Raw genomic sequence first — 24,822 nt, 5'->3', positions numbered from 1 at the left:
AGGCAATTCGCTGAAGCGGACGTTTGATTGAATCTCGAAGCGCGACGGTTCAAGGCGTGAAGACGCTCGACAGACGTGTCTTCGGATCAGTCGACCGCTTCGATGTCTTCCAGCTGAACGATACATGCCCTTCCCGCGAGCCTATTAGTTTCAAAACCATGGGTACCCAAGTAAAACAGAAAAGCGCCAGCAGATCCGGCGATGGCCCGGACGCTTTCGGCCCAGGTAGCGCACTGTCTAGGTCCGACGAGAGACACAGGCTTTCACCGCTCAGTTGCGCCTCTGTAGGGTGCTAAATCATCTGTATGGTGCCGGGATGCATATTAAACCTCATTGCAATCCCACCAAGGACAAAGACGAACCGTGAAGCGTCCCTAGCACGAACGCCACTTTTGCTTTCAAAACATAAGACTCAGATCACGCCACTCATATCTTCGTAGGAGGGGAAAGATGTGGCGCCACCTCTTTCATTGGGGAAGGCAGACCAAGCAGGGCGGCAATCTCGATCCCGTCATTTCCACCCAGCAGATCGGCCAGGGTATAGCGGTCAAGAACCGCGAGAAACGCCGCCAAGGCTTCACCGAGCGCACGCCGAAGGCGACATGGAGCCGTGATCACGCAGGCCCCGCCGGCGAAACACTCGACTAGCGCAAGATCTTCCTCTGTCTGTCGCACAACGGTGCCTACGACGATTTCCGCGGGAAGCTTGGCGAGCTGTAGCCCACCACCTCGACCCCGGGTGGTGCGTATGAACCCTAGGCGTCCGAGTTGGTGCACCACCTTCGTGAGGTGGCTCTCTGAGATGCCGTAGGCCCGCGCGATCTCGGCAATCGAGCTTTGCCGTGGCTCATGCAAGCCGACGTAGATCAGAGTTCGGAGGGCGTAATCGGTGTAGCGCGTCAGGCGCATGGCAGCTCCTATGAGAGCCTAAGGTACATATTCGTTGCACCTTTACAATCTGCAGGCCATAAGGTTCATCGACAATGAATCTTATGGGAGATGCAGATGCCGACCCCTCTCGCACCAGCCACCATCGCCCTGATCAAGGCCACCGTACCCGCCCTGGAGGGGCACGGGCTCACCATCACCCAGCGCATGTACGAGCGGCTGTTCGTCGATGCCGAGATGCGCGCTCTCTTCAATCAGTCCCACCATGGCGAGACCGGATCGCAGCCCAAGGCGCTTGCGCAGGCGGTGCTCGCCTACGCCCGCAACATCGACAATCTCGGTGTCCTCGCGGGCGCCGTCGAGCGGATCGCCCAGAAACACGTCGCCCTGAACATCCTGCCCGAGCACTACCCCCATGTGGCGGAGGCCCTGCTCGGCGCGATCCAGGACGTGCTCGGCGACGCCGCTACGCCCGAGATCCGCGCCGCATGGGGGGAGGCATACTGGTTCCTTGCCGAACTGCTGATCGGACGCGAGGCCACGATCTATCGCGACCTCGCCACGAAGCCCGGCGGCTGGAACGGCTGGCGCGGGTTCGTCGTCGAGAGCGTCACCCAGGAGAGCGAGACAATCCGCTCCTTCGTGCTGGTCCCGTCCGACGGGAAGCCGGTCCTGCGTCATGAACCGGGACAGTATCTTGGCTTTCAGTTCGACCTCCCCGACCGGGGGGCGCTCAAGCGCAACTACTCCATCTCCTGCGCCCCGAACGACCGCGCCTATCGCATCACCGTGAAGCGGGAGGCCTCGCCGGGCGTGCCGGCCGGCGTCGTCTCGAACTGGTTGCATGACCATGCCGGACCGGGCACCTTGGTCAGGGTTGCCCCGCCGGCCGGGGAATTCTTCCTCGATCGAAGCACGAACGAACCTGTGGTTTTGGTCAGCGGCGGCGTCGGGCTGACTCCCATGATCAGCATGCTGGAGACGATCTCCGCCACTTCGCCGGAGCGTCCGACCTGGTTTGTCCACGGTGCCCTGAACGGACGGGTTCACGCCATGGGCGCACATGCGCGGGCCCTGACGAACGGCCACGAGAATCTGCATTCCCGGTTCTTTTATGCGCATCTGGAAGAGCAGGGTGCTAGCGACCGGCAGATTGCTGAGACGGGCCTGGTCACTGCGGAGTGGCTGGCGGCGAACACCCCGCGGGAGCAGGCGACCTACTACCTGTGCGGCCCCAAACCCTTCCTGGCCGCGCTTGTGAACGGGCTTGGCCGTCTAGGTATCCCAATCGAGCGGATCCGCTTCGAGTTCTTCGGGCCGGCCGATGAACTGGTCGAGGCGCCGAGACAAGCGGCCTGAGCACCGCCGCGCCACCCAAAATACGGGCTGTCCGCGACATCTTAAGGGACCTCGCCGAAATCCGGAGAGGTCCATTGGTTGAGAAGTCCATGAGCACCCAATCGGCTTCATCCCCGGTGCTCGACCGGTCCGCTTGGCTGGTCATCGCCCTTGCCGTCGCAATGGGCATCGGTCGTTTGGCCTTTACGCCGTTGATGCCTTTGATGATACGCGACGGTAGTCTGGACGCATGGGCCGAGCAGAAAGGTCTCAGCCGCCGGACCCTGACGCGAGAGTTTCGCCGAGAGACAGGCCTCAGCTTCGGGCAACGGCGCGCTCGGGCCAGGGTCGTGCGTGCCCTGGCGCTCGCCGCCGACGGCAAGAAACCACATCAGATCGCGGCGTCGGTCAGCTACCGCAGCATTCAGGCACTGCGAGGCAAGACGGAAGCCTTAGAGGCTGTTTCTTACCTCGCCACGTGGGCAAAACACTGTCGGGTGAGTCTTCGCGGTCGTCGAGCTTTCGCGTCATGATCGGAAAAATTCTAAGGCCAGGTTGAGTCGGGCCCCGTCCGTCCACGCATGACCGAGAGGGGTGGATAAGGAGACCGTGCTCTTGAGGGCTTTTCGACATGTGGATCATCCACGGGCGTGGGCCTCGATCCCTGACCGCACATGTCACATTCACACACCTGCTCTCGTCTCTGTGTGTAGGCGCGCGTTTCTAATCCTGGTGAGCCGGATGTCCGCGCGTCCCGATCAAGGGGTAATCATGAGCACTTCAATGACCGGCCAAACCGATACGAGAGATTCTTGCCGAGCGCGTCCAAGTTCGGAGGAATTGGTGCCGTCACGATACGCGGTGCGCATCGGCGAGATCGACGTGCTGGTCGTCAGCGACGGGGTATTGCCTCTTCCGACTGCCATGCTCGCTCACAATGCCGACCCGGCGGTTCGGGCGGCATGGTTGGACGACATGTTCTTGGCGCCGGACGCATTCGACTGGCCGCTGAATGCCGTCCTGGTTCGGAGTGGCGAGCAGACAATCCTCATCGATGCCGGGCTCGGGCTGGACCCGAACCTGGCTCTGCCGCGAGCCGGCCAGCTGGTCAAACGACTGGAAGCGGGCGGCATCGATCTGGCGTCCGTGACCGACGTGGTGCTGACGCACATGCACATGGACCATATCGGCGGGCTGCTCATCGACGGGGTGAAGGAACGGTTGCGGCCCGACCTGCGGATCCACGTGGCGGCCGCCGAGGTCGCGTTCTGGGAAGCACCCGATTTCTCCCGCACCTCCATGCCGACGGGCTTCCCGGATGCGCTGCGATCCACGGCTAAACGGTTCTCGGAGGCGTATCGCAGCCATCTGCGAACCTTCGAAGATGCGCATGAGGTCGCGCCGGGGGTGGTCGTCCATCGCACCGGGGGCCACACCCCCGGGCACAGCGTGGTCCGGCTGGCATCCGGCGGCGAGCGCCTCACGTTCGCCGGCGACGCCATCTTTCCCGTGGGTTTCGACCAGCCCGACTGGCACAACGGTTTCGAGCACGACCCCGAGGAGGCAGCTCGCGTTCGGATCCGTCTTCTCCGGGAATTGGCCGGGACCAGGGAACAGTTGGTGGCCACGCACCTGCCGTTCCCGTCCGTCGGCAGGGTCGCGGTCGATGGCGACGCCTTCCGCTGGGTGCCGGTGTTCTGGGATTACTGACCACGCGTCGGGCAAGAGCCAAGGCGGCGGCGTCGCTGGAGAAGGTCCCCCAGAATCGCCGACGGGAAAGCCGTCATCCCCGATCTAAGTTCGGGGATGACGTTTCCGCGATCCGCACCGAAGGGACTTCCCACACGTGATGCGGGAGGCGCCGCAGCGAACCGTTCGATGATGATCGTCGTGCCTGGAGTGACGGGACTACGACGATGCCGGTCGACCCGGTCCGCCATCGATCACGCGTCGAGCGGTTCCGATGCATGATCGAGCACGCTGCGGACCTTGTTCGCCAGTTGCTGCAGGGTGAAGGGTTTCGGCAGGAAATGCGTGCCGGGATCGAGCACGCCATTATGCACCACGGCATTGCGCGTGAACCCCGTCGTGTAGAGCACCTTGAGTTCCGGACGCCGCCGGATCGCCTCCTCGGCCAGTCGACGTCCGTTCATGTCGGGCATGACGATGTCGGTGAACAACAACGCGATGTCGGGCTGGGCGTCCAGAATACGCAATGCGGCGACACCGCTCTTGGCATGGCGCACGCTGTAGCCGAGTTCGCGCAATGTCTCGACGCTGAGAAGGCGCAGGGCCTCCTCGTCCTCGACCACGAGGACGATCTCGCGTCGGCATCCGAGGGGCAGGACAGCCGTGAGCCGAACATCCCGAGGCGATCCGGCAACTTCGCCCTCGCCATAGAAGCGCGGCAGATAGAGCTTCACGCTCGTGCCCTGCCCGGGCTCCGAATAGATCCGTGCGTGTCCCTTCGATTGCCGCACGAAACCGTAGACCTGCGACAGGCCTAACCCTGTTCCCTTCCCCACCGGCTTGGTGGTGAAGAACGGATCGAACACCTTGGCCAGGACCTCCGGCGACATGCCGGTTCCGGAGTCGGTCACGGCAACCAGGACGTACTGACCGGGTGAAATCTCCACGGTCCTGGCATAGGCCTCGTCGAGGTGGGCGTTGGCCGTCTCGATGGTCAGGCGACCGCTGCAGTTATCGGTCTCCGGCATGGCGTCCCGCGCGTTGACGGCCAGGTTGAGGATGGCGTTCTCCAATTGGCTCACGTCGGCATGGGTGCGCCACAGGCCGCCAGCGAGCACGGTCTCCAATTTGATATCGCCGCCGAGCGTTCGGCGCAGGATCTCGGACATCCCGGATACGAGCTTGTTGGCATCGATGGGCTCCGGCGCGAGCGGCTGTTGGCGCGAGAAAGCCAGCAGCCGTTGGGTCAGCGAGGCCGCGCGGTTCGCACCATCCGTGGCGACATCGATGAAGCGCTCGATGTCGCTCTCGCCGCGCGCCAGGCGTTTTCGGATCAGATTGAGGCTGCCGATCACGATGGCGAGCATGTTGTTGAAGTCGTGCGCAATGCCGCCGGTGAGCTGGCCGACGGCCTCCATCTTCTGCAACTGCCGCAGATGAGCCTCGGCCGTCTCGCGGCTCTGCATCTCGCCGATGAGCGCGCGGTTCGCATCGTCGAGTTCTTGCGTGCGCGCGGCGACACGGTCTTCCAGCGCCACGTTGAGGTCGCGTAAAGCCATCTCCGCGACCTCGCGCTCGCGTGTCCGCGCCTGCAACTGAAGCGCCGCCGTCGCAAGCGCCGCACCGATCAGGTTCACCTCCCTGATAGGGGTGGCGATGGCGCCGACCGGCTCCCCTCGGCCGATCGCCGCGGCGCCTTCGCCGAGGCGACGCATCGCACGCTCAACCCGTCGACCGACCCCCAATGCGATGCCCACGATGAGCGATCCAAGCACGAGACCTAACCCGACGAGGATCGTGATCGAACGCTGCAGCGGTGCCTCGGCGAGCTTCTTATCCACCACGACCGCCGCGGTCCAACCGGTCAGCTTGGACCGGCCATAGCCCACCAGGACATCCTCGCCGACCCTGTTGCGGCCATAATATCGTCCGGCATCATCGATCGCATGAGAGCGGAAGTCGGTTGAAGTCAGCTTGCCGACGAAGTCTTCTTGCCGCTCGGTCCGGACAGCGACGATCCCGTTTCGATCCACCAGGGACCCGATCCAACCGGACGGGAGATCCTCGCGGCGCGTCGTCGCCACGAGGTAACCGAGATCGAGGCTCGCGGCGAGGAGATAAGTCGGCGTTTCGCCGATACGGACAGGGGCGCTGACGATCTGAAAAACCGGCTTTTGGGTCACGGAGGTCACGAAGACGTTGCTGACCACTGCGACGCCGGTGCGCAGAACCTCCCTGTCGATCTCCGCAAGGGCCGGGGGCGCGGGTGCGGCGGTTCCGAACGGCGCCCGGGTCGTCAACGCAGCGGTCCCATCGATATGCCGAAGGTTGATGTTGATTCCCTGCAGGCGACTGATCTCCTGCATCTGGGCGTAGAAGGCCGGAAGGTCGTGGGTCGCCAGGCTCGGCGAGGTCGCGAGCGCCTGGAGCGTCGTGAGGACGCCATGGATCTCGCGGTCGAACGCCACGGACAAGCCGTGGGCTCTGGTCTGCACGTCCTGTTCGACCCGCGTGCGTTCGGACGCGGCGAAGCGCCAGAGCAGGACTCCGACGAACAGCAGGGTCGGGATCAGCAGGCCGACGAAGAGGGTCAGGAACTGCCATCTGAGCGGACGGGGCGGCGTCAACCGTTCGTTCCTCGCCCAGGGGGCACATGGGATATGTCTCTTGTCAGCCTCTCGATGTCGGGCGCCATGATCGTCGTTCCTCGCGATGCTCCCTGCATGACGAGGAAGCAGGTGCGCACGTGACATGACCGGAGGTTTTGTATGACCGCCGGAGCGGCTGGCTCGCGACCGGACAAATTTCGCAGAGCCAATGTCACAACGGGTGGGACCGCTTTCGTCTTGGTTTCGAACGTCCCCACCGGGACCGGACACAGGACGGAGCATCACATGAAAATCGTCGTCATCGGCGGTACGGGGCTGATCGGCTCGCAGGTCGTCACCACCCTGAAGGCCGCCGGCCACGAGGTCCTCGCGGCCTCGCCGAACACCGGCGTCAACGCCGTGACGGGCGAGGGGCTCGCGGAAGCATTGAAGGGCGCCAGCGTCGTGGTCGACGTCGCCAACTCGCCATCGTTCGCCGACGACGCGGCCATGGACTTCTTCGTCCGCGCCGGACGGAACCTCGCCGCGGCCGAGAAGGATGCCGGCGTCTCCCACCACGTCGCGCTCTCGGTGGTCGGCACCGAGCTCCTGCTCGACAGCGGCTATTTCCGCGCCAAGCTCGCTCAGGAGGAGTTGATCGCCTCGGCGGGCGTGCCGTGGACCCTAGTCCGCGCCACGCAGTTCTTCGAGTTCGTCGCCGCGATCGCGGGAGCCGCAATCGTCGACGGCGTCGCGCGCGTGACGTCCGCGTCGATCCAGCCGATCGCGTCGGCCGACGTTGCGGCGAAAGTCGCGGAGGCCGCGCTGGCGCCACCGCGAAACGGCATGGTCGAGATCGCCGGCCCGGAGCGCCTGCCGATGGTCGATCTGGTGAAGCGTCACTTCGACGGCCTTGGCGAAACGCGTGAGGTTGTCACCGACGACACCGCACCGTATTTCGGGGTGGTCCTCGAAGGCCCCTGGCTGACGCCCACCGGTGACGCGTGGCTCTCGCAGCGGCGCTACGACGACTGGCTGGCGGCACAGCCAAAGCGCGTGGCCTGAGGCCTCCCGCCGATGGATGCTACCTACATCCCGGCGCTGTCGGCGCTGGCCGGGTCGGCCATCGGCGCGATGGCCTCCTTCGCGACCACTTGGCTGACGCAACACAGCCAGGAGCGTGCGACGCTCCTGGTGCAGGACCGAGCGCGACGGGAAGCGCTCTACGGCGAGTTCATCCGGGAGGCGTCGACCTTGTTCGGCGACGCTTTCCGGCACGACCTCGACGACCCGGCCAAGCTGGTGAACCTCTATGCCATCGTGAACAAGATCCGGCTCTTCGGAGAGCCGGAGACGCTGGAGGAGGCCGAGCGCGTCATGCGGCTCATCGGTGAGACCTACTTCGCCCCGAACAAGGATCTCGCCTCCTTCGCGGACATTCGGCACGCCAGCCACCTCGACCCGCTCTGCGCGTTCTCGACGGTCTGTCGCAGGGAGCTGGCGATAGCCCGCCGGTGAGGCTCAGTGAGGCGTCGGCGTTTCCACCGCCCCTCCGAACGACCTTGCCATTCGCTGGAGCTTGTCCGGGTTACGGGTGAAGTAGATGCCGACGATCAATCCGCCCTGGATATCCAGGGCGACGGTCTGGAGCATCCCGCCCGGCTCCAGGCTGAAGTAGCCCGGCAGGCCATCGATCCAAAGGTCCTGCAGCTTCTGGGCATGCTGGATCCACGATTTGCGCGCGATCCCCTCGAACATGCGCGTGACCTTGTCGATGCCGATGATCGGCCTCGGGAAGGCGAGCACCTTTCCGCCTCCGTCGGAGTGCACAACGACGGAATCGGCGAGCATGCTGCGCAGCGCCGCGACGTCGCCGGTCGCCGACGCCTCGAAGAAGGCCTTGGCGATGCGCGCCCCCTCCTCCCGCTCGACGGGGAAGCGCGGGCGGGCGGACTGCACGTGTTTCCTAGCCCTCGCGGCGAGCTGACGGACTGCCGGTGGTTCACGCTGGAGCGTGGTCGCGATCTCGGCGAGTGGGACCGCGAAGACGTCGTGCAGGAGGAACGCGGCCCGCTCCAGCGGCGAAAGCCTCTCCAGGGCGAGCATCAGCGTGAGCGTGAGGTCATCGCCGGGGGCTTCGTCCGGGACCAGGGCGACGGGCTCGGGTAGCCATGTGCCAAAATAGGTCTCACGCCGTACCCGAGCGGACTTCATCACGTCCAGGCAGAGCCGCGTCACCGTCCGCGATAGGAAGGCACCGGCTGAGGCGACCTCGGCATGGTCGACGTGCCGCCAGCGCAGCCAAGCGTCCTGTACGACGTCCTCGGCTTCGCCCAGGGACCCGAGCATGCGGTAGGCGAGCCGGACGAGCCGCGCCCGCTCCTGCTCGAAGACGCGGGTCGGATCATCGATGGTCGGCATGGCGGAACGACCAGACGCTGAGGGCGACAGCAATAAGCGCAGGAAGTGTCACAGCGGGGAAGTCTCGGGGTAGAACCTCCGGCCCGCAGATGCCCACCGCAACCTCCCAGAAGTGGAAAAGCGCGTGGCCCGAGAGCCAGATCGCACCCATGCTCCAGAGCAGCGAACGCGGTCCCGGTCGGGCCGCGCCGTACGCGAACCCCGACCCGATCAGCACGAAGATCAGGCCGATATCGCGCAGGAAGTGCTGATTGAAGGGCCCGGTCGTCGTCACGCCCGGCACGGTGAAATACCATGCCTCGGGCGCGACGAGCATGAAGACGCCGTTCCCGGCCAGTCCTGCGCCGAGGATGCCGGCGAGTACCGGAATGGCTTTGGTCATCGAGCGATCTCCACGTGATTGGTTCACGCGAGTGACGATGCGCTGTCGTCCGATGTGACATGGGATGCGAGTTTCCGCAGGGCTCCCTTCGGAACGTCGGTCTTGCACGGCTCATCTCACTGAACACGAGCTGCCTGACCCGATGGCCGAGCGTCGCTACTAGCACTCGATCAAGCCATGACACGGAACCCTAGGACACTGTGACGATATCCATCGATGAACGACCGCTTTCGAGATGCCCACGTGTGGGCATCAACGGCATCGTCGGGTCGAGAGCGGTTAATCCGCCTGCGACCGAGGCGGGTGAGAAAGAGAGTGTCTAGTCCGGAGTGAAAGGCCAGGGTTCGCTCCGTACCCTCCGCGGCCGTCCGCACGGTCACCGGATGCGGGCTCGATCCTCGGGTCAGGGTCCTGGCGCCGACCAGTCGCGGTCGGGACACGCCGTCGCGAAGCGGCCCATCTCGCCCTCGGCCTCGGCGATCACCCACCAAATCAAGCAGAGCCATGGCCTTCGGCCCGTGGGTCTCCCCAGCGGACCGACGCCTGCCAGCCGGTTGGATCCGTCTTCGGACGCCGTACGGGCGCGGCGGGGAGCGCCCTCGGCCCGGGCAGGGCACGCGCCCGCGAAGGCCTGGGGCTCGGTCGGCCTCCGTCTTCGGACGACTCACCCCACCGCGCCGGCGCGCTCCTCGCGCAGCAGCGCCTCGGCGCGGCTCCGGGCGCGGGCCCAGCGCCGGCATTCGCGCTGGGCGTCCGAGAGGGCGCGGTGCTCGGCCGCCCGGTCGTCGCGGGCCTCCAGGCGCAGGGTCGCCAGGAGCTTGCCCGCCAGGGCGTCGCGCGGGGTCGGCGCCACGCCGCCGGCCGCGAGGACGTCCAGGATCACGCGGCGCTGCGCCTCCGCCGTGGCCTTCAGCCGGAGGGCGTGGCGCGGCAGGCCGGCGGCGCGCAGGAGCCGGCTCAGCCACTGCCCGTCCCAGGAGGGCGCCGAGGCGTAGAGCGTGACGTCGCGCAGGGCCGTGAGCATGTGCAGCGCCACCCAGTCATGGGCGACGCCCTCCCGCACGACCCGCTCCCGCGCGAGCCCGTGCACCGCCTCGGCCTCGGGCGCCCAGTCGGTCCAGCCCGGGGCCGGGCGAATGAGGTAGCTCTCCGACGCGCCGTCGGGAAACACCCAGGCGACCTCGATCGGGTAGCTGGTCTTGGCCAGCGAGGACGCCTCGAAATCCAGGAAGGCGATGCGGCTCAAGGCAGGACCATCGGGGAGACCATCGGGGGGACCATCGCGGCTCGGAACCGGAACGGGGTGGGGAAAAGGGACGCCGCCCGGCAACAAACCGGCGCAGAGCCGAGTTCCGGCTTCGACGAACCACGAAGGATTCCGGGTGAGCGACGCAACTCCGATTTCGATGCCCGCGCGCGGGACGCGCCGCGGGCCCGCCGAGGCCGCTTCCCTTCTCAGATCTTCCCCCAGATCTTCCCCCGGATTTTCCCGCACACGATCTTCCCGCACACGACCTTCGCTCGCAGAACCCCTCGCGCAGATCCGCCGACGCTCGGCCGCCCTGGCCGCGCCGCATCCGGCGCTGTGGGGCCTCGCCCTGGCGGTCGCCCTCCTCGACGCGGTGTGGCTGCGCCGGGTGGGGATCGCCCTGGCGCCGTTCGGCTTCGGCGTGGCGGCGGCCATGGTGGCGGCGCTGCTGGCGCTCGCGATCCTGTTCGGCCCCATCCTCTCCGAGCCCAAGCTGCGGGCCATGGCGCTGGCGAGCGCCAGCCTCATCGCCGTGACCGTGCCCATCGCGGTGCTGCACTATCTCACCGCCACCTGGGCCCTGCCGCTGGCCGATGCGCGGCTGGCGCGGGCGGAGGCCGCGCTCGGCTTCGACTGGCCCGCCTACCTCGCTGCCCTGCAGGCGCATCCGCGCCTCGCCTGGTGGCTGGCGCTCGCCTACCACACCAGCGGGCCGCAGGTCGGGCTCACGGTGATCGCGCTCAGCGCCACCCTCCGGATCGCCCGGCTCTGGGCCTATGTGCGCCTGTTCGCAGTGCTGCTCCTCGCAGTCGTGCTCATCGCCGCCCTGGTGCCGGCGGCCGGCCCCTTCGTGCATTACGGTCTCGCCACCGTGCCGGACGGCTCCATCGAGACCCTGGGCGCCCTCTGGCACCTCGACGCCCTCGAGCACCTGCGCGCCGGCACCCTGCGCACCCTGGCCCTGGAGGACATCCGCGGCCTCGTGACCTTTCCCTCCTTCCACGTCTGCCTCGCGGTGCTGACCGCCTGGGCGCTGGCGCCGATCCCGGTCGTCGGCCCCCTGGCGATCGCCCTCAACGCCGTCATCGTCGTGGCGACCCTCGGGGCCGGCGGGCACTACCTGCCCGACCTCCTCGCCGGCTTCGTGCTCTCGGTCACGGTCATCGGCGGGCGCGCCGTCCTGCGTGGGCGCCGCTCGCGCGCGCCGACCCTCCGGCCCGAACCCGCCCCGCACGGGTCGCGTTATCCGGGGTGAACACGCGCGGCCGTGATGCGGCGCGCCCGATTCCATCCCTCCGAGAGGATCGACATGCGTCCTTCCAGCCTCGCCATCGCGGCGGCCCTGGCCTGCGCCGCGGCCTCGGCCCTGCCGCTGCCGGCCGCGGCCCAGAGCACCGGCTACGTCACCGGCTTTCCCGGCAAGGACCCGGCCGGCGACGACGCGATCGGCTGGGGCCCGGCCTATCGCCCGGAGACCAGCTTCTCCCAGCCGGGCACGCCCCCGACCCCGGGCGATTTCGCCGGCGCGGCCTACCGGGCCCGCACCGGGCGCGGCCCCTACGACGACGTGCAAGGGACTGGGCAGGGGATCGGGCAGGGGACCGGACAGGCGCCCGGCCGGCGGTCCGGATTGCGCGGCGCCGGCTTCGCGCCCGACGACGCGGTCGAGGGCGTGCCCTCCCGGCGCCACCGCGCGGCCCGCCATCACCCGACCCGGGGACGGCACGCCGACCGCTGAGGCCGTCGCGCTCCGACGGGACGGCACCCCGTGCTGTCGGGCGTGACATCAGGACTGGCATGATTTGCCTTGACGGCCGCGGCGCCCCACCTCGTGGCGAGAGCCGCCCGCCGCGCCGCACACGGGACCCAAGCCCTCGATGACAGCCGCCATTCCCTTCGCCAACACCTATGCCCGCCTGCCGGAGCACTTCTTCGCTCCAGTGAACCCCACCCCCGTGGCGGCGCCGCGTCTGATCCGGGTCAACCACGACCTGGCCGCGGAGCTCGGGATCGACGTCGCCTGGCTCGAGAGCCCGGAGGGCGTCGCGGTCCTGGCCGGCAACCGGGTCCCGGAGGGCGCCGAGCCCCTGGCCATGGCCTATGCCGGCCACCAGTTCGGCAACCGCGTCCCACAGCTCGGGGATGGCCGGGCGATCCTGCTCGGCGAGGTCGTCGGGCGCGACGGTCTACGACGCGACATCCAGCTCAAGGGCTCGGGCCCGACGCCGTTCTCCCGCCGCGGCGACGGCCGCGCCGCCCTCGGGCCGGTGCTGCGCGAGTACGTGGTCAGCGAGGCCATGACGGCCCTGGGCATCCCCAGCACCCGGGCCCTGGCGGCCGTGCTCACCGGGGATTCCGTGATGCGCGAGACGGTCCTGCCCGGCGGTGTCCTGACCCGGGTCGCCACCAGCCACATCCGCGTCGGCACCTTCCAGTACTTCGCCATGCGGGGCGACGTCGACGGCGTGCGGGCGCTCGCCGACCACGTCATCGGCCGGCACTACCCGGAGCTGGCGGAGGCCCCGAATCCCTACGGCGCGCTGCTGACCCGGGTGGTGGAGCGCCAGGCCGACCTCGTCGCGCGCTGGCTCCTCGTCGGCTTCATCCACGGCGTGATGAACACCGACAACTGTGCCGTCTCCGGCGAGACCATCGACTTCGGACCCTGTGCCTTCCTCGACGCCTACGACCCCTCCGCCGTGTTCAGCGCCATCGACGAGAATGGCCGCTACGCCTACGGCAACCAGCCGGGCATCCTGCACTGGAACCTGACCCGCTTCGCCGAGGCGCTCCTCCCGCTGCTGGCGCCCGAGACCGAGGACGGCATCGCCGTGGCGCAGGACCTCCTCGGCGCCTTCGGCCCCCGATTCGAGGCGGCCTATTACGGCGGCCTGCGGGCCAAGCTCGGCCTCGCGACCGAACGGGACGAGGACCGCGAGCTCGGCCGCACCCTGCTCGAGGCGATGCAGGCCGGGACCGCCGACTTCACCCTGACCTTCCGGCGCCTCGGCGCGGCGGTTCTCGGCCCCGAGGGCGATGGTCCGATGCGCGACCTGTTCGACGACTCCACCGTATACGATGCCTGGGCGACCCGCTGGCGCGCACGTCTCGCCGCCGAGCCGAGGGACCCGGCCGCGCGCCGGGCGGCGATGGACCGGGTCAACCCCGCCTTCATTCCGCGCAACCACCGGGTCGAGGCGGTGATCGAGGCGGCGATCGCGCGCGACGACTTCGCGCCGTTCCACGAACTCGTGACGGTGCTGGCCCGCCCCTACGATGACCAGCCCGCCTTCGCGGCCTATGCCGAGCCGCCCCAGCCGCACGAGCGCGTGCTGCGAACGTTCTGCGGCACCTGAACCGAACCGGCTCCGGGCGGGCGGTGTTCTCCGAGGGACCACACCCCGCCCATGACGGAGACACGTCGGATGCCCAAAGACCCCACCGCCGGAGCCGATTCCACGGGCGGCCTCGCCACCGGACCGCGGGACACCGTCACCGGGCAGGTCAAGAACGCGCCCGGCGAACCCATGGACCGGCCCGGCACCGAGGCCGCCGAGGCGGGTGCCATCGACGCGCCGCGCCTCACCCCCCAGGGGCGAACCGGTGACGCGGCGCAGGACGAAGACGAGACGGACCCGATGGGCGGTGTGAAGACCGGGCAGACGGACAAGGCCGAGGGCTGAGCGGGTCCGGCTTGGGTATCGCTTTCCCCGGTGTGGAGGGAACGCGGAGAGGCTTGCGGCATTTCTGGTATATTGTATTTCATAGGTGCGCGCGAGCGCATGCCAGGAGTGTCCCGATGACCCAGACACTGAAGCCGGACCGTCCGATCTGGCCCTCCGTACCGGACGACCGTCCGCCGCCCCGCACCACTCGGCCGGAGCCTTCGGCGCCTCAAATCGAACCTGCCCTCATCGAGAGGCCCAAGGCCGACGAGGCAGCGAACCAGCGCGTCGGGTTCGAGGGCTTCGGCTCGTTCTCGCGCTGAACGTCTCGGCTCACGCCACGGAGGCGACCGGGGGTTGCGCCGCTGCGGTGCCGTCGGTCCAGTCCACCGCGAACAGCCGCATGTCGCGGGTGTCCCGGCACTCCGACGGGGGCATGCCGGAGAGCCGGAGCGATGCCCGGGTGGTCGGACCGAGGAGGCGGATCACCTCGTCCGAGGCCGACAGGGTCAGGTCGGCGGCCTTGGCCCGGGCCTCGATCCGCGCGAGCCGGTTCATCGCCGGGCCCAGCACCGTGAACTCGGCCCGGTGGCCATCGTCGAAGACCCCGACCAGAACCTCCCCGGCATGCAGCGCCATGGTGATGCGCAACTCCGGCCGATCCTCCCGGTGGCGCTCCGCGTTCAGAACCGCGAGACGGGCCACGATGGTCCGAGCGCAGGCCATCACCGCCTCGGCCTGGGACTCCGGGCGCCCAACGATGAACTGCGCCAGGATGCCGTCGCCGACATACTTGTCGACGATGCCGCCATGCTCGCTCACCGCCACGTGGGTCAGGGCACGGACGTCGAGGAGGGCGCGGACCACCTCCTCCTGAGCCTGATCCCGCGAGAAGGCCGAGAAGCCGCGCAGATCGAGTCCGAACAGGCAGGCATGGCGGGACTGAACCGCCCCGACGCCGCCGCCGCGCTGGGCAAGCTCCCCCGCCACGCGGCGCGGCACGAAGCGCGCGAGGCTCGTCCGCTCCTGCTCCATCCATAAAGCGGTGGTCACCGCCATCTGCAGCCGGCGCACCCCGTCGATCACCACGAGACTCGCGGCCAGGAAGGTCAGGAGGCCCGGCACCTCCTCCTCCAGGGTCACGTGCGGGCCGAGGAGGGCACTCTCGGGAGCGAGATAGGCGAGGAGAATGGTGCCGCCCCAGGCGAGGCTGATCAGCCCCGAGAACGCCGCGGTGTGCCAGACCCGCATGCTGAGGCCGGTCTGGAGCAGGAGAAGGAAGGCCGGCAGGCGGCTCACCGCGGTGGCGGTCTCCTCGGTTTCCACCGCGCCGAGCAGGATGTGCTCGACGATCAGGAACAGCGCTACGCCGGCGTTCAGCAGGGTCGCGGTCCAGGCCAGCCACTCCGTCCCGGGCACCGCTCCACCCTCCCGCTGCGAGGCGCGCCAGTCGGCGATCCCGAGGCCGAGGGAGAAGACCGCGTAGACCCCGAGGCCGATCCAGTGATGGGTGGAATGGGCCGAGCCGTCGTAGCCCTGGGCGGTGGCCACGAGCACCAGGACGATGATGAGGTAGAGCAGCAGGGACCGACGGCCCGAAGCGGCCTGAAGCCGTCTCAGGATAGCGGGATCACCGTCGTGTGGACGGCGACGCGAGGGCAGGCGCATGCGGTTGGCAATCGATGAGTGGCGCGTGGTTCCTTACCACGCTAGGCCACCCGCGCATCGGCGGCGATTCGCCGTGGCTCAGAGGGCGCCTTCGCGGATGGCACCGGGATCGGCCAGCGCGTGCAGCAGGCGCGCGGCGCTGTGGGCGAAGCGCAGGGTCACGGCCTTGCGCCGGGGACCGCTCAAGGGATGGTCCGCCGGGTCGCGCAGGATCGCGGCGCCGAATGCATCGGCAACGATGAGGCCGGTGTCCTCCGGGGTCAGGGTGGTGGAGAGCGTCTCGGGAATCGCGAAGTAGAAGCGATCACAGTAGTCCCGGTAATCCGGCCATTTCCGGTCGGCCCGGAAGTCGGCGACGCTGGATTTGATCTCCACGATCGTCAGACGCCCGGCCGGGCACAGTGCGATGACGTCGGCGCGACGACCGTTTGCCAGGGAAAACTCCGGAATGGTGACGTGACCGAGTTCGGCGAACAGGCGCCGGACGCCGCGCTGGACTTGGAGTGCGGTGGCCGACTGTCGCCGGTCGGGCGGAAGAATCACGGACGCGAGGGCTGCTGACATACGGCTCTGATGCATCGGAACGACGTCCCGAATTGGGACTGTTCGCAGGAAATCAGCCCCGGCGCGGCTTGTCACCTGCGACCCCTTTGCCCCGCTTCGGGGGAGCACCGGCTCGGATCATGGCACCCATCGCGGTCGATCGGGGGGAGGTGACCTGCTGAAGAACGAAGATCCGGACCGGGACGCGCAGACGGAGTGCGTGACGCGTGAACTCGCGCGCCTGGATTCGCTGCCTGCCCGGAGGCGCGTCCTGAGGGCGGCGCGCGGTAGCATGGGCGCCGGTGCGACCCTTATATCCCTGGTCAAGCGCGCGGGCTCCCTGGTGCTCAAGCTTGGCATCGCCGTGCTGGTCGGGCTGGGCTTGGCCTGGCCCTTCGTCGTCCTGGCGGTGGTGGTGCTCGTTCGCCTTGTCCTCGCCCGGGTGAGCCTGGTCGACGGAGGTTCCGCTGATTGTCCGGACATCGCCTGCGGCGACGGATGCGAGCGCCGGGGAAAAGCGGGCGGCCCGCCTGCGCCATCTTATCGTCCGACGCCGAGCCTGGCTCGCGGCCCCGTCGGGACGGGCTCCAAGCGCGCGCCCGCGTGAGGCCGACCCGTTGCCGACCGTATGACTCCGCTCAGGCCATGTCCCGCAGGGCGGCGCGGAGCGCGTCGAAACCGTCCGTCAGGGCGGCGGGGCCGGGCTGGAGGATCAGCGGCGACTTGATCTCGTGAATGCGTCCGGCGGCCACCGCCGGAATCGCGTCCCATCCCGGGCGGGCGCGGATGTGGTCGCGGTTCACGCGCTTGCCGCACCAGGAGGCGAGGATCACATCGGGTCGCGCTGCGATCACCGCCTCCGAGGTCACGATCCGGTCCCGAGCCGCCGCCTGCCGGCTGAGTTCGGGGAAGACGTCGTCGCCGCCCGCTGCTGTGATGAGGTCCGAGACCCAGCCGATGCCGGAGATCATCGGGGCGTCCCACTCTTCGAAATAGACGCGCGGCCGCGGCCGCCCGGCGCTCTCCCCAGCGGCGGCCGCGATCCGGGCGGCCAGCCGTATCGCCAGTGCTTCGGCCTCGGCCGGCACGTCGGTCAAGGCGCCGACGGTCCGGATCATCGCCAGGCAGCCGGCCAAATCGCGCTGGTTGAACAGGTGCACGGCGATGCCGGCCCGAGCAAGATCGGCCACGATCTCGGCCTGCAGATCGGAGAAGGCCAGGACGAGGTCGGGAGCGAGGGCTAGGATCTTGGGCAGGTCGGCACTGGTGAAGGCCGAGACCCGAGGCTTCTCTCGCCGGACCCGGGCGGGGCGCACCGCGTAGCCCGAGACTCCGACGATGCGGTCCTCCTGGCCGAGGAGGTACAGCGTCTCGACGGTTTCCTCCGTGAGGCAGACGATGCGCTCAGGCGGGAACCGGCGCACCGCGCCTCAGCCCTTCAGGTAACCGAGGAGCCCGGCCCCCGGCGCCAGCATGAGGAAGGCCCAGGCCAGGGCCGAGGTCACGTTGGCGATCTGGAACGGCAGGCGCTTCACCCCGAACACACCCGCAATCAGCGGCACCACGGCCCGGGCAGGACCGATGAAGCGCCCGATCAGAATGCCGCCTGCCCCCCACTTGCGGCAGAATTCCTCGGCGCGGGCGACGATGGCGGGATAGCGCCGCATCGGCCACATCTGCTTGGCTCCCTCCTTGTAGTAGTGCCCGAACTCATAGGAGGCCCAATCGCCGAGCGCCGCCCCGAGGGCGCCCGCGAGCATCACCGGCCAGAACGGGATGCCGACCGAGCCCATCAGAGCCCCGATGCCGAGGAGCAGAAAGGTGGCGGGCACCAGCAGCGACAGGAAGGCCAGGGACTCGCAAAACGCGAGCACGCCGACGATCAGCGGCGTCCAACCCTGGTTTGCCTCCACGAAGGCGAGGGTGCTGGTGCGGATTGAATCGAAGTCCATGGGGCTCGCTTGAGGTTCGGCGCTTTCCTGTGACCGAGGGCGCGGATCGGGGCAAGCGCGGGGGCGCCGGCGGGGGTGCGTCGAGAGGGAAAACCAGGTTAAGGGCTGGCCCCACAACTCCTCGGCCGCGGGATTTCGGGAGATTCCGGAATGAACATCCTCTCGATTCAGTCCCACGTCGCGTTCGGCCACGTGGGCAACGCCTCGGCGGTGTTTCCGATGCAGCGCCTCGGCGTCGAGGTCTGGCCGATCCATACGGTGCAGTTCTCCAACCACACCGGCTATGGCGCCTGGCGCGGCCGGGTGTTCGACGGCCCGGCGATCGAGGATCTCGTCGCCGGCATTGCCGAGCGCGGCGTGCTCGGGACCTGCGATGGGGTGCTCTCGGGCTACATGGGCTCGGCCGACATCGGTACCGCCATCGTGCGGGCCGTGGCCTCGGTGCAGGCGCTGAACCCGCAGGCGCTCTACGCCTGCGACCCCGTGATGGGCGACACCGACCGCGGCATCTACGTGCGCCCCGGCATCCCCGAATTCATGCGTGTGCAAGCGGTGCCGGCGGCCGACATCGTCACGCCGAACCAGTTCGAACTGAACCACCTCTCGGGTCTGCCGACCGGCACCCTCGCGGAGGCCAAGCGCGCGTTGGCCTCGGTTCATGCGCTGGGGCCCCGGGTCGTCCTCGTCACCTCGCTGATCACCGACGACACGCCGGACGACGCCATAGATCTCCTGGCGGGGGAGGGCGGTCACTTCTGGCGCCTGCGCACGCCGCGCCTGCACCTCGACGTGAACGGTGCGGGCGACGCCATCGCGGCCCTGTTCCTGGTGCACTATGCCCGGACGCGCTCGGCCGCGCTGGCCCTGGGCATGGCCGGGGCCTCGGTTTACGGCCTCCTGCGCCGCACGGCTGAAGCTGGCTCCCGCGAGATCCTCACGGTGGCGGCGCAGGACGAGTTCGTCACGCCGACCGAGACGTTCCCAGTGGACACCGTCTAAGGTGAACGCTCTTCAAGCTCATCCTTCGCAGAGTCCGGAGAACCAACCATGCCACGCCGCTTCGTGACCCTCGACGTGTTCACCGACACGGCGCTGACGGGAAATCCCCTCGCCGTCGTCCTCGATGCCGAAGGCCTCGACACGGCTGCCATGCAGGCCCTGGCCGCCGAGTTCAACCTGTCCGAGACGGTGTTCGTGCTTCCGCCCGAGGCGTCCCGGCACCGCGCCCGGATGCGCATCTTCACGCCCACGTCCGAATTGCCCTTCGCCGGGCATCCCACCCTCGGCACCGCCATCCTTCTCGCCTTGCGCGACCAGCGAGCGGGGCTTGCCGATGCGATGGCCTTCGGTCTCGAGGCTTCCCTCGGAACCCTGGCCTGCGTGGTTGAACCCGGGGACGGGCGCGGCACCGGGCGCTTCAAGATGCCGGTCCTTCCGGAGTATCTGGGGGAGGGGCCCGAGACGAGCCTGGTCGCCGCCGCCCTGGGCCTGGAGCCGGGCGAGATCGGCTTCGCCCGCCATGTCCCGAGCCGGCACCGGGCCGGCCCTGCGTTCCTGTTCGTGCCGCTCGCCAGCCAAGCGGCTCTCGACCGGGCCAGGATGGTGGCGGCCGCCCTCGGTGACCTCGGGCCCCCGGCCGCGCTTTACTGCTATACCCTCGACGCCGAGGAGGTCGGCCACCGCTATCAGGCCCGAATGTTCGCGCCCCATATCGGCGTGCCGGAAGATCCAGCCACCGGCTCGGCTGCGGCGGCTTTCGCCGGAGTGATGATGCAGTTCGAGCCTCTGGGCGACGGTGAGCACGACATCGTCCTACGCCAGGGCGTCGCCATGGGCCGGCCGAGCACGATCGGGGTCCAACTCGTTATCGACGCCGGTGCCCTGCGCTCCGTAGAGATCAGCGGGGCGGCAGTCCTCGTGAGCGAGGGCACCCTGCTTGTCTGACGGTTTCACGCTGACGCCGCTCAGGCACATCGAGGCCCGGTTGGTACCCTCCGAGTGGGCCTGGGCCCGCGACCATGCCGAGACGATCGCCGAGACCTGGGCCCGGCGGCGCGCCGAGCGACCGGATCTGTTCGACGGACGGGTGCTCCTTGCCCGCGACTGCCGCATCGACGGATCGGTCTGCGTGATCGACCTGTTCGAGGTCGCGTATTCCCAGTTCCTCGCCTTCCGCCACGCGGGCTCCCCGGATCCGGCGGTGACCAATGCCTTCGCAGCGGTGGTGCCGTGGAGTTCTGACGGTGCGGCCCTCCTCGGCATCATGGGCGGACACACCGCCAATGCCGGTCAGATCTATTTTGCCTGCGGGACCCCGGATCACACGGACATCCGTGATGGCAGCCGCGTCGACCTCGCCGGAAGCGCTGGGCGGGAGTTCCTGGAGGAGACAGGCCTCGTCCTACCGGCCGACGCGCCGGAGGAATGGGTCCTGGTCTCGGGCCAAAGCCAGCGTGCGTTCCTGCGCCCCGTACGCTTCGCCGAGACAGCCAAGGCGCTGCATGGCCGGATGGAAGGCCATCGGCGAAGCGAGGCCGCGCCGGAACTCGCCGGCTTCGCCATCGCGCGCGGGCCGGATGATCTCGATGCTGCCCGGATGCCCGGCTTCGTGCGGGCTTATCTGGCGCGTGCCTTCGCGGCGGACTAGCGGTAGCCGTAGCGCGCCTTGGCGGCCCCGAGAAGGTTGAGGGCTTCGCGTTCGCGTCCGCCTGCGCAAGCATCGGCGGCGTGGCGCAGGTCGGCGCTGAAGCGCTCGCCCACGGGTGGATTGAGGTTGCCGGTCGCGACGTCGCTGTCGACCACCGCCTGGGTGCGGGCGATGGACGGGCTGCAGCCAGTGCCTTGGGGCAGGGGCGCTGCGACCACGGGGGCCGGGGCGACGGCGGCCGCAGGCGACATGGAGGTGGTCGGCTTACAGGCGCCGAGCAGGGCGGCGGAGAGAAGGACGGCGACGGCGAGGCTGACCCGGGACACGGCGGCTCCTGACAGTAACCATGCCGGGACACGGCACAGCTTGATCCGGGGCGGTTTTGCGCCGTGCGCTCCGGCCGGTCAATCGGGTCCGGGGCCGGACAACCCGGAATGAGAGGGCGACCCCGGTGAGCCGCCCTCGGGTTGGACTTTTCTACCAGCCGCTCACCTGGAGCCGCTCACTTGGACTTGTCGGCGATGGCCTTCAGGCCGGAATCGTAGATGCCGGAGACCGCATCGATCGCCACCGCATCCGGAGCGCCCTTCGCCTTGAAGCTGCCGGTCCAATTCACGGTCGAGCCCGAACCCTTCGGCATCACCGAGAGGGTCGAAGAATAGTCGCTCACCGGCAGGGGCCCGGAAACGATGGCGTAGGTGTAACTCATGGCCTTGTCGTCGCGCTTGGTCTGCGACTCGACGATGGTGCCGCCGCCCTTCAGACTCAGGGTCCGCAGAGTCTTGCCCCCGTCCTGCGACAGCACGCACTTCTCGATGGCAGGATGCCACTGACCGATGCCGCAAAAATCGCCGATCGTCGTCCAGACCTTGGCCGGTGGCGCGGCGACGTCGATGGTTTTGGCGGCATCGAGCGCCAGCACCGGCGCCGTTCCGGCGAGTAGGGCTAGAGCGGGCAGGCCCAGGGTGCGCGACAGCATCCGTGACATGGTGGGTTTCCTTCCAGATTTATTCTTGCGTGGACGGACTGATTCTGCCGCCGGATCGTATTCGATCCGCCTTCGAAGCTAGGCGGGGTGGAGCTCAGGACAATGCGTCCGACGCAAACACCTGCGAATTCGAACAACTGGGTGTGGAGAATCTGTGCGGCGTTCCCATCGGCCGGGATAGCCCTCGACGGGAGATCCGCTGCGCGTAGGGCGCCAAACCTTGTCAAGCCAGCCGCCAGCGGCTAGGTAAACCACCTTCACAAAGGTTCGCGAGCCGCCACGGCACGCCCTTGCCCCTCGGGAGAGACGAGCCTTGGCCAGCGCCGGCTCCACGTGCAGCACGACCAACGCCGCCTTCGCGGTCGCCCGGTCGCGCGCGTCTCTCACCGCCCTGCTCCTTCTTATCCGCCCCTGAGGGCCGTCAGGGCGCGTGCGCCTGGGCTCTCAGGGGAGCGCAGTTCGCGAAGGTCGGCACCGGCACTCTGGCGCTTGCCCGGCCTCCCTCGATTTCTCGGCGCCGCGTCCTCGATTCTTGACCGCGCCCCGACAGGACATCCAACATGACGACCTCCTCGACACCGGCACCCGAAGCCCGCGCGAAGGACCGCGTTCTCATCTTCGACACCACCCTGCGCGACGGTGAGCAGTGCCCCGGCGCCACCATGACCCTCGATGAGAAGCTCGCGGTCGCCGAACTCCTCGACACTATGGGCGTCGACATCATCGAGGCGGGCTTCCCTATCGCGTCGAACGGCGATTTCGAGGCGGTTTCCGAGATCGCCCGACGCGTCAAGCGCGCCACCGTCGCGGGTCTCGCCCGCGCGATTCCGGCGGACATTGTCCGGGCCGGTGAGGCGGTGCGCCAAGCCAGGCGCGGCCGTATCCATACCTTCGTGTCGACGTCGCCAATCCATCTCGTGCACCAGATGCGCAAGTCCGAGGATGAGGTGGTGGAGATCATCCTGAAGACGGTGTCCCAGGCCCGCGACCTCGTCGAGGACGTGGAATGGTCGGCCATGGACGCCACCCGCACGCCGATCGACTATCTCTGCCGCTGCGTCGAAGCGGCGATCCACTCGGGCGCGACCACCATCAACCTGCCCGATACCGTGGGTTACGCCACACCGGACGAGTACCGCCGGATGTTCCAGGACGTCCGGAACCGGGTACCGAACGCCGATCGGGCAATCTTCTCGGTGCATTGCCACGACGATCTCGGCCTCGCCATCGCCAATTCCCTGGCTGGTATTGAGGGCGGCGCCCGTCAGGTCGAGTGTACCATCAATGGCATCGGTGAGCGCGCTGGCAACGCCGCTCTCGAGGAGATCGTCATGGCGATCCGCACCCGCGGCGACGTCATGCCCTATGAGACCGGCATCGAGACCACGATGCTCACCCGCGCCTCGAAGCTCGTCAGCCACGCGACGAACTTCCCCGTGCAGTACAACAAGGCGATCGTCGGCCGGAACGCCTTCGCGCACGAGAGCGGCATTCATCAGGATGGGATGCTCAAGCACACAGAGACCTACGAGATCATGACTCCGGCCTCGGTCGGTGTTGCCAAGACCTCGCTCGTCATGGGAAAGCATTCGGGCCGAGCCGCCTTCCGGTCTAAACTGGACGAGCTCGGCCTCGTCCTGAGCGACAACCAGATGCAGGACGTGTTCGAGCGCTTCAAGGCATTGGCCGACCGCAAGAAGCACGTCTATGACGAGGATATCGAGGCGCTGGTCGACGAGAACCTTGCCACGGCGCATGATCGAATCCGTCTCGTCTCGCTGTCGGTGATCGCAGGCACCCGCGGCCCACAGCGGGCGACTCTGAAGCTCGACATCGCGGGCCGTGTCGTCACCGAGGAGGCCGACGGCAACGGCCCGGTCGACGCGGTGTTCAACGCGATCCAGGCCCTGGTGCCCCACGAGGCCGACCTCGAGCTCTATCAGGTTCACGCGGTCACCGAGGGCACGGACGCCCAGGCCGAGGTCTCGGTGCGTCTGAAGAGCGGCGAGCGCAGTGTCACCGCCCGCGGCGCCGACCCTGACACCCTGGTCGCCTCGGCGCGTGCCTACCTCTCGGCCCTCAACAAGCTCGAAGCCTGGGCGGAGCGCCTGCATGCGCAGAGCCCGGCCGCGGTTTAGCCGAGAAAATAACGCCCCGGGGGTGGACACCCTCCGGGGCGTTTGCTATCAGCCCCCTCATCGCAGCGGGCTTGGTGGGCCGCAGTGATCGCCGCAAGGCGTTGGGTGCATAGCTCAGTTGGTAGAGCAGCTGACTCTTAATCAGCGGGTCCAAGGTTCGAACCCTTGTGCACCCACCAATCACTTCAGACACTTAGCAGCAGATCTCGGATAAGCCGCTTCCCGGCGAACAGTATCGGGAAGCGCATGGGAAGCGCGAGTGTACCTGTCACTCGATCTTCGTTCTAGCCGCGGTCGAGGTCCTGGCCGTTTCGGTTCAGCCGAACGACCCGGCTTTCGACCTCTGCACCAGCATTGCAGCCCGGCTCATCAAGCATCGCCACAATTCGGTCGACGACGTCTAACGCGAGCTCCGCCAAGCGCTCGAACTCTTCGCGCGGGATCTGCCGAGCTGGTGCCTGACGGCTTGGTGGGAATTGAAATACGTTGCTCATGCTCAGCTGGGCCGCTTTGCATCGACGTCGCCCTGGATCAGGATGTCGCCATAAAAAATGCTAGCCATTGTCCGTCGTCAGATGATTTGGGACATTCAGCGGTGTTCAGGAGCGGAGGCTCTGGTCCATCTGGGGTGAGAGGTTAGGCAGCCTGCGCGTGATGGCGCAAGCG

Annotated in this window: 27 protein-coding genes and 1 tRNA gene; 16 read left to right on the top strand and 12 right to left on the bottom strand. The window is 68.0% G+C overall.

Features of this window, described 5'->3' with window-relative positions; genetic code table 11:
• Positions 1-426: 426 nt before the first annotated feature.
• Positions 427-909: an Rrf2 family transcriptional regulator gene (locus ASF58_RS21230; RefSeq protein ID WP_055957221.1), complete on the bottom strand. Its 483-nt coding sequence runs from the start codon at positions 907-909 to the stop codon at positions 427-429.
• A gap of 96 nt (positions 910-1,005) precedes the next feature.
• Between ASF58_RS21230 and hmpA the strand changes: the two genes are divergently transcribed.
• From hmpA to ASF58_RS21220, 3 genes are all read left to right on the top strand, one after another.
• Positions 1,006-2,247 carry an NO-inducible flavohemoprotein gene (hmpA, locus tag ASF58_RS21225; RefSeq protein ID WP_055957654.1) on the top strand — a complete coding sequence of 414 codons (1,242 nt, stop codon included), beginning with the start codon at positions 1,006-1,008 and terminating at the stop codon, positions 2,245-2,247.
• Between the two features lie 89 nt (positions 2,248-2,336).
• Positions 2,337-2,759, top strand: coding sequence for a YbfB/YjiJ family MFS transporter (locus ASF58_RS26295; protein WP_156375833.1), 423 nt, complete (start codon positions 2,337-2,339; stop codon positions 2,757-2,759).
• A gap of 250 nt (positions 2,760-3,009) precedes the next feature.
• The gene (locus ASF58_RS21220; RefSeq protein WP_055957219.1) at positions 3,010-3,936 is read left to right on the top strand and encodes an MBL fold metallo-hydrolase; all 927 of its coding nucleotides are present in this window, start codon (positions 3,010-3,012) and stop codon (positions 3,934-3,936) included.
• Between the two features lie 233 nt (positions 3,937-4,169).
• On the opposite strand, the gene ASF58_RS21215 is transcribed toward ASF58_RS21220, so the two are convergent.
• Entirely contained in the window at positions 4,170-6,542 is a 2,373-nt protein-coding gene (locus ASF58_RS21215) for an ATP-binding protein (protein ID WP_244477437.1), read from the bottom strand.
• A 267-nt stretch (positions 6,543-6,809) separates the two neighbouring features.
• Between ASF58_RS21215 and ASF58_RS21210 the strand changes: the two genes are divergently transcribed.
• The gene (locus ASF58_RS21210) at positions 6,810-7,568 is read left to right on the top strand and encodes an SDR family oxidoreductase (RefSeq protein WP_055957218.1); all 759 of its coding nucleotides are present in this window, start codon (positions 6,810-6,812) and stop codon (positions 7,566-7,568) included.
• Positions 7,569-7,580: 12 nt separating this feature from the next.
• Positions 7,581-8,021, top strand: a complete 441-nt coding sequence (locus ASF58_RS21205) for a hypothetical protein (protein WP_055957216.1) — start codon at positions 7,581-7,583, stop codon at positions 8,019-8,021.
• Positions 8,022-8,024: 3 nt separating this feature from the next.
• On the opposite strand, the gene ASF58_RS21200 is transcribed toward ASF58_RS21205, so the two are convergent.
• The 3 genes from ASF58_RS21200 to ASF58_RS21190 form a co-directional block, all read right to left on the bottom strand.
• Positions 8,025-8,924 (bottom strand): sigma-70 family RNA polymerase sigma factor, encoded by a 900-nt coding sequence (locus ASF58_RS21200; protein ID WP_055957213.1) that lies wholly within the window; start codon positions 8,922-8,924, stop codon positions 8,025-8,027.
• Positions 8,908-9,306 (bottom strand): hypothetical protein, encoded by a 399-nt coding sequence (locus tag ASF58_RS21195; RefSeq protein WP_055957211.1) that lies wholly within the window; start codon positions 9,304-9,306, stop codon positions 8,908-8,910. The genes ASF58_RS21200 and ASF58_RS21195 overlap by 17 nt, the downstream gene beginning before the upstream one ends.
• Before the next feature lie 664 nt (positions 9,307-9,970).
• Positions 9,971-10,552, bottom strand: coding sequence for a transcriptional regulator (locus ASF58_RS21190; protein ID WP_244477436.1), 582 nt, complete (start codon positions 10,550-10,552; stop codon positions 9,971-9,973).
• 136 nt (positions 10,553-10,688) lie between these two features.
• Here ASF58_RS21190 and ASF58_RS21185 point away from each other — a divergent pair, with 136 nt between their 5' ends.
• The 5 genes from ASF58_RS21185 (at position 10,689) to ASF58_RS21165 (ending at position 14,543) form a co-directional block, all read left to right on the top strand.
• Positions 10,689-11,810, top strand: coding sequence for a phosphatase PAP2 family protein (locus ASF58_RS21185; protein WP_244477435.1), 1,122 nt, complete (start codon positions 10,689-10,691; stop codon positions 11,808-11,810).
• A 54-nt stretch (positions 11,811-11,864) separates the two neighbouring features.
• Complete coding sequence (locus ASF58_RS27310; RefSeq protein ID WP_055957206.1) at positions 11,865-12,293, top strand: hypothetical protein; 429 nt, start codon at positions 11,865-11,867, stop codon at positions 12,291-12,293.
• 139 nt (positions 12,294-12,432) lie between these two features.
• Positions 12,433-13,911: a protein adenylyltransferase SelO gene (locus ASF58_RS21175; RefSeq protein WP_055957204.1), complete on the top strand. Its 1,479-nt coding sequence runs from the start codon at positions 12,433-12,435 to the stop codon at positions 13,909-13,911.
• Between the two features lie 69 nt (positions 13,912-13,980).
• Positions 13,981-14,238, top strand: coding sequence for a hypothetical protein (locus ASF58_RS21170; protein ID WP_162242090.1), 258 nt, complete (start codon positions 13,981-13,983; stop codon positions 14,236-14,238).
• 116 nt (positions 14,239-14,354) lie between these two features.
• A complete protein-coding gene (locus ASF58_RS21165) occupies positions 14,355-14,543 on the top strand; it encodes a hypothetical protein (protein WP_055957201.1) in 189 nt (62 codons plus the stop codon).
• 10 nt (positions 14,544-14,553) lie between these two features.
• On the opposite strand, the gene ASF58_RS21160 is transcribed toward ASF58_RS21165, so the two are convergent.
• On the bottom strand, positions 14,554-15,888 hold the full coding sequence (locus ASF58_RS21160; RefSeq protein WP_055957200.1) for an adenylate/guanylate cyclase domain-containing protein: 1,335 nt from the start codon (positions 15,886-15,888) through the stop codon (positions 14,554-14,556).
• A gap of 78 nt (positions 15,889-15,966) precedes the next feature.
• Positions 15,967-16,452: an MmcB family DNA repair protein gene (locus ASF58_RS21155; protein ID WP_055957198.1), complete on the bottom strand. Its 486-nt coding sequence runs from the start codon at positions 16,450-16,452 to the stop codon at positions 15,967-15,969.
• Positions 16,453-16,651: 199 nt separating this feature from the next.
• Between ASF58_RS21155 and ASF58_RS21150 the strand changes: the two genes are divergently transcribed.
• Positions 16,652-17,038 (top strand): hypothetical protein, encoded by a 387-nt coding sequence (locus ASF58_RS21150; protein WP_244477434.1) that lies wholly within the window; start codon positions 16,652-16,654, stop codon positions 17,036-17,038.
• A gap of 31 nt (positions 17,039-17,069) precedes the next feature.
• On the opposite strand, the gene ASF58_RS21145 is transcribed toward ASF58_RS21150, so the two are convergent.
• Both ASF58_RS21145 and ASF58_RS21140 read right to left on the bottom strand, forming a co-directional pair.
• Entirely contained in the window at positions 17,070-17,855 is a 786-nt protein-coding gene (locus ASF58_RS21145; protein WP_055957196.1) for a cobalamin-binding protein, read from the bottom strand.
• 6 nt (positions 17,856-17,861) lie between these two features.
• Entirely contained in the window at positions 17,862-18,383 is a 522-nt protein-coding gene (locus ASF58_RS21140) for a DedA family protein (RefSeq protein ID WP_055957194.1), read from the bottom strand.
• 150 nt (positions 18,384-18,533) lie between these two features.
• Here ASF58_RS21140 and pdxY point away from each other — a divergent pair, with 150 nt between their 5' ends.
• The 3 genes from pdxY to ASF58_RS21125 are packed head-to-tail and all read left to right on the top strand — an operon-like array spanning position 18,534 to position 21,030.
• Positions 18,534-19,382: a pyridoxal kinase PdxY gene (gene pdxY, locus ASF58_RS21135; RefSeq protein WP_055957193.1), complete on the top strand. Its 849-nt coding sequence runs from the start codon at positions 18,534-18,536 to the stop codon at positions 19,380-19,382.
• Positions 19,383-19,430: 48 nt separating this feature from the next.
• A complete protein-coding gene (locus ASF58_RS21130; RefSeq protein WP_055957191.1) occupies positions 19,431-20,327 on the top strand; it encodes a PhzF family phenazine biosynthesis protein in 897 nt (298 codons plus the stop codon).
• A complete protein-coding gene (locus ASF58_RS21125) occupies positions 20,320-21,030 on the top strand; it encodes a hypothetical protein (RefSeq protein WP_055957189.1) in 711 nt (236 codons plus the stop codon). The genes ASF58_RS21130 and ASF58_RS21125 overlap by 8 nt, the downstream gene beginning before the upstream one ends.
• Here ASF58_RS21125 and ASF58_RS21120 read toward each other — a convergent pair.
• The gene (locus ASF58_RS21120; protein WP_055957187.1) at positions 21,027-21,356 is read right to left on the bottom strand and encodes a hypothetical protein; all 330 of its coding nucleotides are present in this window, start codon (positions 21,354-21,356) and stop codon (positions 21,027-21,029) included. The genes ASF58_RS21125 and ASF58_RS21120 overlap by 4 nt on opposite strands.
• A gap of 176 nt (positions 21,357-21,532) precedes the next feature.
• Positions 21,533-22,009, bottom strand: coding sequence for an SRPBCC family protein (locus tag ASF58_RS21115; protein WP_244477447.1), 477 nt, complete (start codon positions 22,007-22,009; stop codon positions 21,533-21,535).
• Between the two features lie 569 nt (positions 22,010-22,578).
• Between ASF58_RS21115 and ASF58_RS21110 the strand changes: the two genes are divergently transcribed.
• Both ASF58_RS21110 and ASF58_RS21105 read left to right on the top strand, forming a co-directional pair.
• On the top strand, positions 22,579-24,156 hold the full coding sequence (locus ASF58_RS21110) for a 2-isopropylmalate synthase (protein WP_055957183.1): 1,578 nt from the start codon (positions 22,579-22,581) through the stop codon (positions 24,154-24,156).
• A gap of 103 nt (positions 24,157-24,259) precedes the next feature.
• A tRNA-Lys gene (locus ASF58_RS21105) sits at positions 24,260-24,335 on the top strand.
• Positions 24,336-24,440: 105 nt separating this feature from the next.
• Here the strand turns inward: ASF58_RS21105 and ASF58_RS25395 are convergent.
• Positions 24,441-24,650, bottom strand: a complete 210-nt coding sequence (locus tag ASF58_RS25395) for a hypothetical protein (protein ID WP_082513221.1) — start codon at positions 24,648-24,650, stop codon at positions 24,441-24,443.
• Positions 24,651-24,822 lie beyond the last annotated feature (172 nt).

Origin of the sequence: Methylobacterium sp. Leaf125, assembly GCF_001423085.1 — a bacterium.
GTDB lineage: Bacteria > Pseudomonadota > Alphaproteobacteria > Rhizobiales > Beijerinckiaceae > Methylobacterium.
This window is presented reverse-complemented; position numbering and strand designations above follow the sequence as displayed.